This is a genomic window from Mycobacterium sp. Marseille-P9652 (genome assembly GCF_902652685.1).
In the GTDB taxonomy this organism is placed as follows: domain Bacteria; phylum Actinomycetota; class Actinomycetes; order Mycobacteriales; family Mycobacteriaceae; genus Mycobacterium.
The window spans coordinates 1-12334 of record NZ_CACRUY010000041.1 but is presented as its reverse complement, the minus strand read 5'-3'; the positions used below and the strand labels follow the sequence as shown (position 1 = coordinate 12334).

Sequence of the window (12334 nt, the reverse complement as noted above, 5' to 3'; positions counted from 1 at the left end):
GGCAAACGTCCCAGTTGTGGCCTCGGGTCGCGTACCGTACGTCGGGTGGTGCCTCACCCGGCGGGGCGAGATGATCGCCGTCACAACACCGTTCGCGTCGACGAGCTGGCGGCGCTGCCGGTGTTCGCCGACATCCCCGCAGAGGACCTGGCGCCCCTGGCCGCCGACTTAACGCCGCTGCGGGCGTCCGCCGGTGACGTCCTGATGCGCCAGGGCGAACGCGCGGAGACGTTCGTGATCATCGCCTCCGGCCGGGTCGACATCCTGCACACCGCCCCGGACGGTCAGGTGGCCGTCACGGAGTTGGCGCCCGGCACGATCGTCGGCGAGATCGCGCTGCTGCGGCGCGCGCCCAGGACGGCGACGGTGGTCGCCAAGGAGGCCGTCCGCGGATACACCGGAAACCACGCGGCTTTCGACGGCATGCTCGCCCTGCCGGTGGTGGCCGACCGGATGGTCCGCACCGCCCGGCAGCGGTTGGCCGCGTACGTCGAGCCCATTGAGATGTCCACCCGGGACGGCGCCCGGCTGCTGCTGCGCCCGGTCCTGCCCGGGGACGCCGAGCGGTTCAGCGGCAACGGGTCGTTCTCCCGCGAGACGCTGTACCGGCGCTACCAGGGGGGCGTCCCCTCCGAGGCGCGGCTGGTCTACCTGTTCCAGGTGGACTACGTCGACCATTTCGTCTGGGTGGTACTGGCCGCCCCCGACGGTTCCGACGGGCCGGTCGTGGCCGAAGCGCGGTTCATCCGCGACGCCGACGACCCCGCGTCGGCGGAGGTGGCGCTCACCGTCGCCGACGCCTACCAGGGCCGGGGGATCGGGACGCTGCTGCTCGGAGCGCTCGCGGTCGCGGCGCGCGTGGACGGCGTCAAGCGGTTCCACGGGCGGGTGCTGGCCGACAACCCGCCCGCCCGCGCGCTGGGCGACAAGGTGAGCGCCCGGTGGGAACACGAGGAGCCCGGCGTGGTGACGGCGACGGGGGCGATCCCCGAGTTCGACGAGCTGCCGCTCGACCCCGCGCAGCGCCGCCGGATCGAACGGGTGGCCCGGCAGGTGATCCACGCGTTCGACTGAAGTGCCCCTGAAGTGACCCCCGAAGTGACCCCTGAAGTGACAAATGCCCCGGACTTCGGTGGCTTTGCGCCCTAACCGCGCACTCGGGCGTCGACGCAGCATGGCGGCATGAAGTCGCTCATCGTCTGCGTGTCCTCGTCCCACGGCAGCACCCACCGCGTCGCCGACCGGATGGCGGGGGTGCTCGGCGCCGAGGTGGTCGAGCCGGAATCCGTGGACCCGGCATCGCTCGGCGAGTACGACCTCGTCGGCTTCGGCTCCGGCATCTACTACATGGCGTTCGACGCGCGGATACGCAAGCTGATCGGCCGCCTGCCCGCCGTGCACGGCGTCCGCGCGTTCACCTTCTTCACCAGCGGGGCGCGCCAGATCCCGTTCGTGGACTACACCAAGCCGATCCGAAACGACCTCTCCGCGAAGGGCTTCGACGTGCTGGGCACCTTCTCCTGCCGCGGCTTCGACACCGTGGGACCGTTCGGGTTCATCGGCGGGATCAACCGCGGGCGGCCCAACGACCACGATCTCGACCGGGCCGCGGCATTCGCCGAACGGCTGCGCAAGCGGATCGGGCCGCCGGCGACGGCGTCTTGAGGGGCGCCCGCCGTCACTCCTCGTGCTTGCTGGTCGCCCGGGCTGCGCTTCGCACGATGCTGCGGAAGGACTCGAGCCTGGTGGCGACCAAGTCATCGGCCAGATCCAGGGCTGCGTCCACCACCGTCTTGCGCCGGGACTCCTCGGGAAGCACCGGGCTGATCTGGTCGACGAACTTGCGGACGGCCTCGATGGCCTGCGTGTGGCCGGTCTCGACCGATTCGAGCACGTCGTCGGAAAGTTCGGCCCAGCGTGGCTGGGATTTTTCCGGTGTCTTCGCCATGTGAGATTCCTCCGGTTCGATCGCGTATGTCGATGGTCCGACGTTACGTCCGGCCATCGACCGGCACGAGTGGCCAAAGTCCTTGGTATGTCGGTCGATGACCTTCGCGGCGGACGACTGGGACATAAGTCCCTAACCGGGCGCGTTTGGGTGCTGTTACCTTCCCCCAATGGCAGTACCTGGTCCCCCCCGAGTCCCCGGGCTGGGCGATGCCGTCAAGCCGTTCGCGCACACCGGCGTGTACCTGGCGCAGTCGTGGCGGGACTACCTCGACCCCGAGCCGGGCGGCCTCCCGATCGCGCGGCCGACGCTCGCCCTGGCCGCGCAGGCCTTCCGCGACGAGATCGTCCTCCTGGGCCTGCGGGCGCGCCGCCCGCTCAGCCGCCCCGAGCTGTTCGAGCGCATCACCGGCGAGGTGGTCGCGGCGCTGGAGTTCTACGGCAAACGGGGCTGGCTCGACCATCCCAAGCGGTTCTTCGGAGCGCCGCCCCCGCTGACCGACGTCACGGTCCGAAAAGTGAAGGGCCGCAAGGCCACCCTGCACCGCATCTCCTACGACAGCGGATACCTGCCGCGGCCCGGTGAACCCGGCGCTGGGCGGTGGCTGGGATACACGGCCAACAACCGCGAATACGCCCTGCTGCTCCGCCACCCGGAGCCGCGGCCCTGGCTGGTCTGCGTGCACGGGACGGAGATGGGCCGGGCCGGGCTCGACCTCGCCCTGTTCCGCGCCTGGCGGCTGCACGAGGTCTTCGGCCTCAACGTCGTCCTGCCGGTGCTGCCGATGCACGGTCCCCGCGCCCGCGGCCTGCCCAAGGGTGCGGTGTTTCCCGGCGAGGACGTCCTCGACGACGTGCACGCCACCGCGCAGTCGGTATGGGACATCCGGCGGCTGCTGTCGTGGATACGGCGCGAAGAGCCGGAGTCGCAGATCGGGCTGAACGGACTGTCGCTGGGCGGCTACATCGCCGCGCTGGTCGCCAGCCTCGAGCGCGACCTCGTCTGCGCGATCCTGGGCGTCCCCGTCGCCGACCTGGTCGGGCTGCTGGGCCGGCACGCCGGCCTGCACCCCGACGACCCCCGCCACCAGACGATGAAACTGGCCGAACCGATCGGCAGGATGACCTCGCCGCTGTCGCTGTCGCCGCTGGTTCCGCCGGCCGGCCGCTTCATCTACGCCGGCGTCGCCGATCAGGTGGTGCACCCGCGCGAACAAGTGGTTCGCCTCTGGGAACACTGGGGCAAGCCCGAAATCGTCTGGTACCCGGGCGGTCACACCGGCTTCTTCCGCTCCCGGCCGGTGCAGCGGTTCGTCGAGGCCGCGCTCGAGCAGTCCGGGCTCCTGGAGGGCGCCTCGACGCGGCGCGACCGCCCGGCATAGCAGCGCCATGAGACCCCTGGACCCGCTGGACGCGGCGATGATGACCGCCGAGGTGGTGTCCAGCCCGATGCACGTCGGCGCCGTGCTGATCCTGTCGCCGCCGAAGGGCGCCGGCAAGCACTACGTCGACAAGCTGCACGCCGAGGCGCTCGCGGCCGACGACCCGGTCGATCCCCGCCTGCGTCGCTACGCCCACCGCGGGGTGGACACCGGTGGCATGTGGGTCTGGCGGGAGCTGGACACGCTCGACATGAGCCGGCATTGCCTGCGCCGCAACGCGTCCGCCGACGGCTTCTGGCGGCTGATCGGCGAACTCGACGCGCAGCGCCTCGACCGGTCGGGTCCGATGTGGACGTCGTATCTGATCGACGGCTTCGACGGGGACCGATTCGCCTTCTACATCAAGGTGCACCACACCGTCATCGACGGAGTGGCGGGCTTGAAGATGATCACCGACGCGCTCAGCGACGACCCGGGCCGCCGGTCCATGCCGCCCTTCTACGCCGACCGCCGCCACGAGTCCGGGCGCGAGGCGGCGTCGATTTCCCCGGCGACCGTCCCGACGACCGGCCTGGTGTCCGGCCTGGTCTCGCCGCTGCGCTCGCTGGTCGGCGCCGCCGCGTCGAGCGTCGGACTGGTCGGGCGCGTGGTCAGCGGCGAGTTCTCGACGGTGCTGGACTCGCTCGTCGGGCACACCACCGTGCTGCCGTTCGGCGCCCCTCACACCCGCTTCAACGGCCGGCTGGGCCCCGATCGCGTCGTCGCCGCCGGGAGCTGGGCCAGGGAGCGCATCTCCGCCGTCCAGTCGGCCGCCGGCGTGACCGGCAACGACGTCGTGACCGCGACGATCGCCGGTGCGTTGCGCCGCTGGCTGCGCGATCGCGGGGAGCTGCCCGGGCAGTCACTGGTGGCGGCCTGCCCGATCACGGTGCGCGCCCGGGGTGACGACGCGTCCGACGACGGGCACGGCAACCAGTTCGGGTTGTGGCTGTGCCCGTTGGGCACCCACGTGGACGACCCGGCCGCACGGCTGGACCTTATCCACCGGTCGATGTCGGAGGGAAAGAACTGGGTGGCCAAGCGCGGATCGGCGGCCTCGCTGCTGACGAACGCCGGCAGCATCGCCGCCACCGTGGTGCTGCCGTTGCTGCCCTTCACGCAGCGGATGCGCACCGGGTACAACCTGCCGATCTCGCACGTTCCCGGGCCGCCGGCCGAAATGTATTGGAACGGCGCGCATGTCGACGAGATGTACCCGGTGTCGACGGTCTACGACGGCCAGGCCCTGAACGTGACGACCTGCTCGTACGCCGGCCGCGTCGGGTTCGGCTACGCCGCGGGCGCCGACGCGGTGCCCGACATCGACGACCTGATACCGCTGACCGAACAGTCACTGTCCGAACTGGAGTCGGCGGTCGGCGTCTGATTCCGCCGCCGGGGCCGGATCACCGCCGCGCCGGCTGCGAGGCCCGCCCGACGTGGGCCATGATGCAGTCGAGCACGATGCGGGAGAGGTCCCCGTCGTCGGCGACACGGGACAGGCCACGCCGCCGCAGAAAGGTGTCGAGGCGCCGATCGGGCGACCAGTCGGCGTAGATGGTGTCGACGTATCGCGACCGCAGGAATTCCGAAGCCAGGTCGTCAACGTCGGAGTCGCTCAACAACAACGGTGGGTTAACACCCATCACCCGTCATGCTCCTTTGTTCAGCCGCAACCGCCGCACGCAAAGTTACGTCAGACTCCGCCATTATCACGTCACGCGCGGATTGCGGATAGGGTCCAAAGTCATCAAGCCCCGTCGGCGGGCTCGGCGTGGGACCATCGAGGACCAGCGAGGGGACCATCGACCCTGGCGGACCGGAGGGTGCGCCGCCGACACTGGCGCCATGGCCAACGTGACGAGACGGATCGCCGAGACCGCGGCGATCGCGGCGGTGCTCTACGCGACGCGGCGGTACTACCGGAACTGGGGCACCACGAAGGCGGAGTGCCGGATGCCGCTGCCCGGGGACGCACTGGTGGCCGATCCCGCCATCCAGACGACCGAGGCGGAGTACATCGACGCGCCGGTCTCGGCGGTCTGGCCCTGGTTGGTGCAGTTGGCCCAGGGACACCGCGAAGCCGACGGGATTCACCCGGAATGGCAGCACCTCGCGCTGGGTGACGCGGTGCGCCTGGCGTCGCCGGCGTGGCTGGGCCAGTCGGGCGAGGTGACCATGACCGTCGCCGAGATCGTGCCCGAGAAGTGCCTCGTGCTGCGCGCCACCCGGCCGGACCAGCACTGGGATGCGGTGTGGTCCTTCCATATTCAGCCACACTGGGAAGACCGCGTCCGGTTGCTGACCCGCGCCAGGGTCGCCCTGCGCCACCCGGGGGAGGTGTTCGCCATGGAGCTCGTCCGGCCGGGCATCTCGCTGGGCACGCGGACCCTCTTGCTCCGCGTCAAGCACCGGGCCGAGCGCGCGACCGCGACGCAGCCGGTACGCGAAATCGGGTAGCCCAAAGACTCTGTTTCTCAACGCAATTGGAGGTATGCAGGTGCGCGATGCGATCCCGCTCGGGCGGGTCGCCGGCTTTCCGGTGAGTGTGCACTGGAGCGTGCTGGTCATCCTGTGGCTGTTCACGTGGAGCCTGGCCAGCACACTGCCCAGCGTCGTACGGGGCTATTCGCCCGCGGCTTACTGGATCGCCGGTGCGTGTGGCGCGCTGGTCCTGCTGGCCTCGCTGCTGGCGCACGAGCTTGCGCACGCCGTCGTCGCCCGCCGCTCCGGCGTGGACGTCGGCAGCGTCACGCTGTGGTTGTTCGGGGGCGTGACGCGTTTGGGCGGCGAACCCGCGACGCCCAAAGCCGCCTTCCGGATCGCGATCGCGGGCCCGGCCACCAGCCTCGCGCTCGCGGCCGCGTTCGGCGCGCTCGTCGCGGGGCTGCAGACGGTGGGGGCCGCGCCGATCGTGGTCGGGGTCGCGTCCTGGCTGGCCGTCATCAACCTGCTGCTCGGCCTCTTCAACTTGCTGCCCGGCGCGCCCCTGGACGGTGGCCGGGTGTTGCGGGCCTACCTGTGGCGCCGCCACGGCGACAGCGCGCGCGCCAGTATCGGCGCCGCCCACGCGGGACGCGTGCTGGCCTTCGTCCTCATCGCGTTGGGCCTGGCCGAGTTCCTGGCGGGCGGGCTCGTCGGCGGCGTGTGGCTGGCGTTCATCGGCTGGTTCATTTTCGCCGCCAGTCGCGAGGAGGAAATCCGAGTCACCACCCGGCAGGTATTCGCGGGTGTCCGCGTCGCCGACGCGATGACGGCCGGGCCGCACACCGCGCCCTCGTGGATCAGCGTCGAGGAGTTCATCCACCAATACGTGCTCGGCGACCGGCATTCCGCCTACCCCGTGGCCGGCCCCGACGGGTCGATCGTCGGACTGGTCACCCTCACGCAGCTGCGCGACGTCGCGCCCGCCCGGCGGGAGTCCACCCGGGTGGGTGACATCGCGCTGCCGCTCAGCGCCGTGCCGACGGCCGGGCCGCAGGAGCCGCTGACCGCGCTGCTGGAACGGGTTTCGCCATACGGCCCGCGCAGCCGCGCCCTGATTTTCGACGGTGGCCGACTGGTCGGCATCGTCACGCCGACCGACCTCGCGCGGATGATCGACGTGTACCGGCTCGCCCATCCGTACCGCGACGGCGCTGCGGGTCGCCCGGCGGAGTCCGCGTACACGAAGGAGTCCCGATGACCAAACCGGTGATGGTGGGTATCGATGGCTCGCAGGCGGCCATCTCGGCGGCGCTCTGGGCCGTCGACGAGTCGATCAGCCGGGGCGTGCCGATGCGGCTGGTCTCGGTGATCAAGCCCACCCATCCGTCCAGCGACGACTATGCCCGCGATCTCGAGCACGCCGAAAGCTGTTTGCGGGCAGCGCAACTGGCGATCGAATCCAGCCGCAAGCCGGTCAGCGTCGAGACCGACATCCCGCGCGGCCCGGCGAGCGCGCTGCTCGTGGAGGCGTCCCGCGACGCGGAGATGTTCTGCGTCGGCTCCGTCGGCATCGGGCGCTACGCCCGCGCGATCCTGGGTTCGACGGCGGCGGAACTCGCGGAGAAGGCGCACTGTCCGGTCGCGGTGCTGCGCACCGAGCGGGACCAGCCTCCACCCGACATCAACTGGATCGTGGTGCGGATGTCCGACGAGCCGGACAACGACACCGTCATCCGGTACGCCTCGTGGGAGGCGAAGCTGCGCCGGGCGCCGATGCTGGTCCTCGGGACGGCCCCGGAGGACCTCGGCGAGCACGCCGACGGTGCGTTCGAACGGCGCGTCGACGAATGGCGGCGGCGGCATCCCGAGGTGCGCGTCTACCCGATCACCACCCGGGCCGGCATCGCGAGCTTCCTGGCGGACAACGACGAACGGGTTCAGCTCGCGGTGATCGGCGCCGCCGAGGCCGGCGAGCTGGCGCGGCTCGTCGGCCCGTCCGGGCACCCGCTGTTCCGCCATGCCGAGTGCTCGGTGCTGGTCGTCCGCTAACCACGTGACGTTGCTTTGGATCGCCGGGATCGAGTGTGCACTGCAGATGAAGAGGTGACGTTTGGCACTTCCGCGGCCCGGAACGGCGCGGAAATGATCGTCGGGTGCGGAAACGGACGTCCGAAATCTGGGCAGCCATTGGGCTGCTCGCCCAGCGCGAGGGGTCGGCCTTGTCGCCGCGACACGCGTGCCTGGCGTGCGTGGACGCGGTCGGCGTCGACGGCGCGAGCCTGATGCTCACCGGGAGCGACGCGTCGCTGGAGGCGGCGTACGTCTCGGACGCCCGCGCCAGCGAGGCCGAATACCTGCAGGCGACGCTGCGCGAGGGCCCGGGAACCGACGCGCTGGAGTCGGGCAGGCCGATCCTCGTCGGCGACCTGGCCGCACCGATGAGCGCGCAGCGCTGGCCGGCGTTCGCCCCGGAGGCCGCCCGGCTCGGTGTCAGCGGCATGCACAGCCTGCCGCTGGCCCTGGGCGCCATCCAGGTCGGGGTGCTCGACCTCTACAGCGAAGCCCCGGGGCATCTGAATCAGGAAGAGCTGATGGACGCCCTGATCTACGCCGACACCGCGCTGCTGCTGGTGCTCGACGCGAAGAGCGGCATCGCGACGTCCCCGGAGGGGGAGCACGCCAACGGCATCGGTCCCGTGCTGTGGCACGCGCAGGTCCACCAGGCGGCCGGGATGCTCTCGTCGCAGCTGGGCGTCTCGCCGCTCGACGCGCTGGTGCGGTTGCGCGCGTACGCGTACGCCCGCGACAGGCCGCTGATCGACGTGGCCCGGTCCGTCGTGGGGGGCCGGCTCCGGTTGAGCCCCGACCCCGGCAAACCCGTCCGCCCCTAGGGCTGGCGCGCGACGATCACCGGCACCCGGGCCATCTGCGCCACCGTCTCGCCCACCGAGCCCACCAGCATTCCGGCGAACCCGCCCCGGCCGCGGCTGCCCACCACCACCAGCTGAGCCTGCGCGGATTGTCCGACGAGTTCGCGCGCCGGCTGCGCCTGGGCGACCGTGCGGGTGATCTGCACGTCGGGGTAGCGCTCCTGCCACCCGGCCAGCCGCTCGGCCAACACCTCCTCGGCCATGGATTGCGTTGCTGCCCAATCGATGTCGGGTAGCTCCGACGAAAGGTCGGTCCAGGAATGCAGGGCAATCAGGCCGACCCGCCGGCGCGCCGCCTCGTCGAACGCGATGGCCGTCGCCTCCTCCGATGCCGGTGAGCCGTCGACGCCGACCAGGACGGGCGCCTGGCTGCGCCCCGGGGCGGCGTCCTGGTCGTGGATGATCGCGACCGGGCAATGCGCGTGACGCAACAGGCCCGACGTCACCGACCCGAGCAGCCGGCCGGGCCAGCGCCCGCTGCCCTGCGCGCCCATGACGATCATCTCGGCGTCCTTGGACAGGTCGATCAGCGTCGAAGCCGCTGAGGCCGTGCAGATTTCGGTGCTGACGGCGGCGGGGCCGCCGTGCTGCGCCGCCTCCTCGACGAGCTTGACCGCTTCGTCGACCAGCCGCCGGCCGTGGTCCTGCTGCCAGCGCAGCACCCCCGCGGGCACCGGTGATTTCAGCCACGTCGAGACCTCCGGCGACACCGCATGCACGACGGTCACCGGGACGTTTCGCAGCTCGGCTTCCAGCGCGGCCCACTGCACCGCCACCCGGGCGGCCGGTGAGTCGTCGATGCCGACGACGATGCCCAAAGCTGTCTTGCGCGAAGACATAACGTGTCCTTTGGCTCGTTGGCGCGAACCAAGCCGGCCCGGCCGCTCGGACACGACCGTATCTGCGGCGGCGGGCACGCGGTCAGAGCCATTTGTCACCAGTGCCACAGGCATGGGTCCCCTCGAACGGGGCTTTTTACAAGAAATCTTGGGTAAAGTCTTACCGGACCGTCCGCCGATGAACAGGAGCGTGAGCACCCCGATGTCCCAGGCCACGCCGACCGGCGAACCCGCGAGTCGCCGCCGGGAGGTGCTGCGGGTGCTGCGCGGTGCGGCCCATCCGATGAGCATCATCGCGATCGCCGACGTGCTCAACGTGCATCCCAACACCGTCCGCTTCCACCTCGACAGCCTGCTTGCCGAAGGCCAGGTGGAGCAGGTGGAGAAGAGCCGCAACGGCCCGGGGCGGCCGGCGTTGATGTTTGCCGCGGTGCGGCAGATGGACCGCGGCGGGACGCGGCACTACCGGTTGCTCGCCGAGATCCTCACCGCCGCGTTCGCCGCCGAGCGCAATCCGCGCGCCAAGGCGCTGGCCGCCGGAAAAGCCTGGGGCCGCCGGCTCGACGCCACCATGCCGCCCCCGCCCGGGGAGGCCCCGAGCGTCGACGAGACGATCGACCACCTTGTCGGCGCGCTCGACGAGCTCGGATTCGCCCCGGAGCGCCGGGAGGCCGACGGTCGCCAGCAGATCGGACTGCGGCACTGCCCGTTCCTCGAACTCGCCGAAAACCGGACGAGCGTCATCTGCCCGGTGCATCTGGGGCTCATGCAAGGGGCCATGGAGACATGGGACGCGCAGGTCACCGTCGACGCCCTGGAACCCTTCGCCGAGCCGGACCTGTGCCTGGCGCACCTGGCGCCTCGGGCGTCGGCCTCTTGAGCACCTGGCCGGCGGTCGCCGTCGCCATCGTCTTCGTGTGGCTCGGCATGGTGTTGGCCATCTCCTTCCTCGAGGCGCCGCTGAAGTTCCGCGCGCCCAATGTGACGCTGCAGATCGGCCTGGGCATCGGGCGGCTCGTGTTCCGCGCGCTCAACACCGTGGAGGCCTGCTTCGCCGTCGCGCTCGTGGCGATCGTCGCGGCCGTGCCCACGCCCGCACGGGTCACCGTCGCGTCGTCGATTGCCGTTGCCGCGCTGGCCATTCAGCTGATCGGGGTTCGCCCCGCCCTGACACGCCGCTCCGACCGCGTGCTCGCCGGGGACGAGGGCCCCCGCTCGCACGCCCACTACGTCTACATCGGACTGGAGGCCGTCAAGATCGTGGCATTGCTCGCGGCCGGAATACTGCTGTTGACTTGAGCGATGGAATCCATCTCGCTGACCGGCATGGCGTCGGAGAAGCTGGCCGAGGCGCGGCAGACCCACAGCGGGCGTGCGGCCCACACCATCCATGGCGGCCACACCCACCAGCTCCGGCAGACCGTGCTCGCCCTGCTCGCCGGCCACGACCTCTCCGAACACGACAGCCCGGGTGAGGCGACGCTGCAGGTGCTGCAGGGACGCGTGCGCCTGACGGCGGGCGACGACGCCTGGGACGGCACGACCGGCGACTTCGTCGCGATCCCGGCGCAGCGGCACGCCCTGCACGCGGTCGAGGACTCGGTGGTGATGCTGACCGTGCTGAAGACCATTCCCGGGGCGGCTCAGTAGGTGCTGTCGACGCCCTGGTCACGGGGTTTCGGCCTACGGGTCCCCGTGGTGAACGCGCCGATGGGCGGCGTCGCGGGGGGCCGGCTGGCCGCGGCCGTGACCGCCGCCGGCGGCCTCGGCATGGTGGGCATGGGCAGCACCGCCACGCGGCAGACTTTGACCGACGAGTTGCGGCACGTGCGCGGACGATTCGGCATCGGCCTGGTCGACTGGGTGATGCGCGGCGAGCCCGGCCTGCTCGAGGAGGCGCTGGCCGCCCGGCCCGCCCTGCTGTCGGTCAGCTTCGGCACCGACTGGTCGTGGGTCGCGCGGGCGCGCAAGGCCGGAATCCCCACGGCCACACAGGTTTACGACGCGGACGGAGCCCGACTGGCGGCCGACGCCGGGGTCGACATCCTCGTCGCCCGCGGCTGCGAGGGCGGCGGGCACGGCGAGGCCGGGTTGGGCACGCTGCCGCTGCTCGACACCGTGCTGGACGCCGTGGCGGTGCCGGTGCTCGCGGGCGGCGGCATCGCCTCGGCGCGCAGCCTGGCCGCCGTGCTGGCCGCCGGCGCGAGCGGGGCGTGGGTCGGCACCCGGCTGGCGGCCTGCCCCGAGGCGCTGACCGGCGAGGGCGCCCGCCGCGCGCTGATCGCGGCCCGGTCCACCGACACCGCCGTCACCCGGGCCTTCGACGTCGCCAGCGGGCTCGCGTGGCCGGCGCGGTTCCCGTCGCGCGTGCTGGCCAACGACTTCGTCGCGCGCTGGGGCGGCAGGGAGGATTCGCTCGACGTGGCGGCGCGGGACGAGCTCGCCGCGGCGGTCGCGGCCGACGATCCGCGGATCGCGCCGGTCGACGCGGGCCAGGGTGTCGGCATGGTCGGCGACGACGCGCCGGTGGGCGAGGTCGTCGACCGCATGTGCCGCGGGGCGGCCGAACTGCTCGGCCGCTGGGGCTCTTAACGCCGCTTGGGTGTCAGCCTCACGAAACGTCAACCGCTGCGACCTTCCTCGGGGCGGATTCATACGGTCAGTGCAACATCCGTTGTTTTGAGGAGTTGCCATGCCGAGTGGTTATCCGTTTTCGAGGGCGGTGCGGCGAGAGTTTTTGGATCTGGTGTGCCAAGGCATGCCGGTGATT

At 71.4% G+C, this 12334-nt stretch carries 15 protein-coding genes; 12 read left to right on the top strand and 3 right to left on the bottom strand.

The features are described 5' to 3' along the window. Window positions 1–45 precede the first annotated feature (45 nt). Together GPY60_RS19310 and GPY60_RS19305 are read left to right on the top strand one after the other, a co-directional pair. On the top strand, window positions 46–1074 hold the full coding sequence (locus tag GPY60_RS19310) for a GNAT family N-acetyltransferase (protein ID WP_231639728.1): 1029 nt from the start codon (window positions 46–48) through the stop codon (window positions 1072–1074). 108 nt (window positions 1075–1182) lie between these two features. Continuing rightward, a complete protein-coding gene (locus GPY60_RS19305; RefSeq protein ID WP_156689304.1) occupies window positions 1183–1665 on the top strand; it encodes a flavodoxin family protein in 483 nt (160 codons plus the stop codon). Window positions 1666–1678: 13 nt separating this feature from the next. Here the strand turns inward: GPY60_RS19305 and GPY60_RS19300 are convergent, their stop codons facing one another. Beyond that, entirely contained in the window at window positions 1679–1948 is a 270-nt protein-coding gene (locus tag GPY60_RS19300; RefSeq protein WP_156689303.1) for a hypothetical protein, read from the bottom strand. Window positions 1949–2117: 169 nt separating this feature from the next. Here GPY60_RS19300 and GPY60_RS19295 point away from each other — a divergent pair, with 169 nt between their 5' ends. Both GPY60_RS19295 and GPY60_RS19290 read left to right on the top strand, forming a co-directional pair. Continuing rightward, window positions 2118–3329: an alpha/beta hydrolase family protein gene (locus GPY60_RS19295; RefSeq protein ID WP_156689302.1), complete on the top strand. Its 1212-nt coding sequence runs from the start codon at window positions 2118–2120 to the stop codon at window positions 3327–3329. A gap of 7 nt (window positions 3330–3336) precedes the next feature. After that, a complete protein-coding gene (locus tag GPY60_RS19290) occupies window positions 3337–4755 on the top strand; it encodes a wax ester/triacylglycerol synthase family O-acyltransferase (protein WP_156689301.1) in 1419 nt (472 codons plus the stop codon). A 19-nt stretch (window positions 4756–4774) separates the two neighbouring features. Here GPY60_RS19290 and GPY60_RS19285 read toward each other — a convergent pair whose 3' ends face one another. Beyond that, complete coding sequence (locus GPY60_RS19285; protein WP_156689300.1) at window positions 4775–5014, bottom strand: hypothetical protein; 240 nt, start codon at window positions 5012–5014, stop codon at window positions 4775–4777. A 202-nt stretch (window positions 5015–5216) separates the two neighbouring features. Between GPY60_RS19285 and GPY60_RS19280 the strand changes: the two genes are divergently transcribed. From GPY60_RS19280 to GPY60_RS19265, 4 genes are all read left to right on the top strand, one after another. After that, a complete protein-coding gene (locus GPY60_RS19280) occupies window positions 5217–5828 on the top strand; it encodes an SRPBCC family protein (RefSeq protein ID WP_156689299.1) in 612 nt (203 codons plus the stop codon). 40 nt (window positions 5829–5868) lie between these two features. Further along, window positions 5869–7053, top strand: a complete 1185-nt coding sequence (locus GPY60_RS19275; protein ID WP_156689298.1) for a site-2 protease family protein — start codon at window positions 5869–5871, stop codon at window positions 7051–7053. Then, window positions 7050–7844 carry a universal stress protein gene (locus GPY60_RS19270; RefSeq protein ID WP_156689297.1) on the top strand — a complete coding sequence of 265 codons (795 nt, stop codon included), beginning with the start codon at window positions 7050–7052 and terminating at the stop codon, window positions 7842–7844. The genes GPY60_RS19275 and GPY60_RS19270 overlap by 4 nt, the downstream gene beginning before the upstream one ends. Before the next feature lie 104 nt (window positions 7845–7948). After that, window positions 7949–8686, top strand: a complete 738-nt coding sequence (locus tag GPY60_RS19265; protein WP_156689296.1) for a GAF and ANTAR domain-containing protein — start codon at window positions 7949–7951, stop codon at window positions 8684–8686. On the opposite strand, the gene GPY60_RS19260 is transcribed toward GPY60_RS19265, so the two are convergent. After that, on the bottom strand, window positions 8683–9564 hold the full coding sequence (locus GPY60_RS19260) for a universal stress protein (protein ID WP_156689295.1): 882 nt from the start codon (window positions 9562–9564) through the stop codon (window positions 8683–8685). The genes GPY60_RS19265 and GPY60_RS19260 overlap by 4 nt on opposite strands. 178 nt (window positions 9565–9742) lie before the next feature. Here GPY60_RS19260 and GPY60_RS19255 point away from each other — a divergent pair, with 178 nt between their 5' ends. The 4 genes from GPY60_RS19255 to GPY60_RS19240 are packed head-to-tail and all read left to right on the top strand — an operon-like array spanning window position 9743 to window position 12156. Next, a complete protein-coding gene (locus GPY60_RS19255) occupies window positions 9743–10444 on the top strand; it encodes a helix-turn-helix transcriptional regulator (RefSeq protein ID WP_156689294.1) in 702 nt (233 codons plus the stop codon). Continuing rightward, window positions 10441–10863 (top strand): hypothetical protein, encoded by a 423-nt coding sequence (locus GPY60_RS19250; protein ID WP_156689293.1) that lies wholly within the window; start codon window positions 10441–10443, stop codon window positions 10861–10863. Before GPY60_RS19255 ends, GPY60_RS19250 begins: the two co-directional genes overlap by 4 nt. 3 nt (window positions 10864–10866) lie before the next feature. Beyond that, a complete protein-coding gene (locus GPY60_RS19245) occupies window positions 10867–11214 on the top strand; it encodes a cupin domain-containing protein (protein ID WP_156689292.1) in 348 nt (115 codons plus the stop codon). Next, entirely contained in the window at window positions 11215–12156 is a 942-nt protein-coding gene (locus GPY60_RS19240) for an NAD(P)H-dependent flavin oxidoreductase (protein WP_156689291.1), read from the top strand. The last annotated feature ends 178 nt before the right edge of the window (window positions 12157–12334 follow it).

Bases quoted from the DNA above. Each gene is read 5' to 3' on its own strand.
- GPY60_RS19305 (WP_156689304.1), top strand. From the start codon at position 1,183: ATGAAGTCGCTCATCGTCTGCGTGTCCTCGTCCCACGGCAGCACCCAC.
- GPY60_RS19245 (WP_156689292.1), top strand. From the start codon at position 10,867: ATGGAATCCATCTCGCTGACCGGCATGGCGTCGGAGAAGCTGGCCGAG.
- GPY60_RS19285 (WP_156689300.1), bottom strand. From the start codon at position 5,014: ATGGGTGTTAACCCACCGTTGTTGTTGAGCGACTCCGACGTTGACGAC.
- GPY60_RS19270 (WP_156689297.1), top strand. From the start codon at position 7,050: ATGACCAAACCGGTGATGGTGGGTATCGATGGCTCGCAGGCGGCCATC.
- GPY60_RS19280 (WP_156689299.1), top strand. From the start codon at position 5,217: ATGGCCAACGTGACGAGACGGATCGCCGAGACCGCGGCGATCGCGGCG.
- GPY60_RS19300 (WP_156689303.1), bottom strand. From the start codon at position 1,948: ATGGCGAAGACACCGGAAAAATCCCAGCCACGCTGGGCCGAACTTTCC.
- GPY60_RS19260 (WP_156689295.1), bottom strand. From the start codon at position 9,564: ATGTCTTCGCGCAAGACAGCTTTGGGCATCGTCGTCGGCATCGACGAC.
- GPY60_RS19290 (WP_156689301.1), top strand. From the start codon at position 3,337: ATGAGACCCCTGGACCCGCTGGACGCGGCGATGATGACCGCCGAGGTG.
- GPY60_RS19295 (WP_156689302.1), top strand. From the start codon at position 2,118: ATGGCAGTACCTGGTCCCCCCCGAGTCCCCGGGCTGGGCGATGCCGTC.
- GPY60_RS19255 (WP_156689294.1), top strand. From the start codon at position 9,743: ATGAACAGGAGCGTGAGCACCCCGATGTCCCAGGCCACGCCGACCGGC.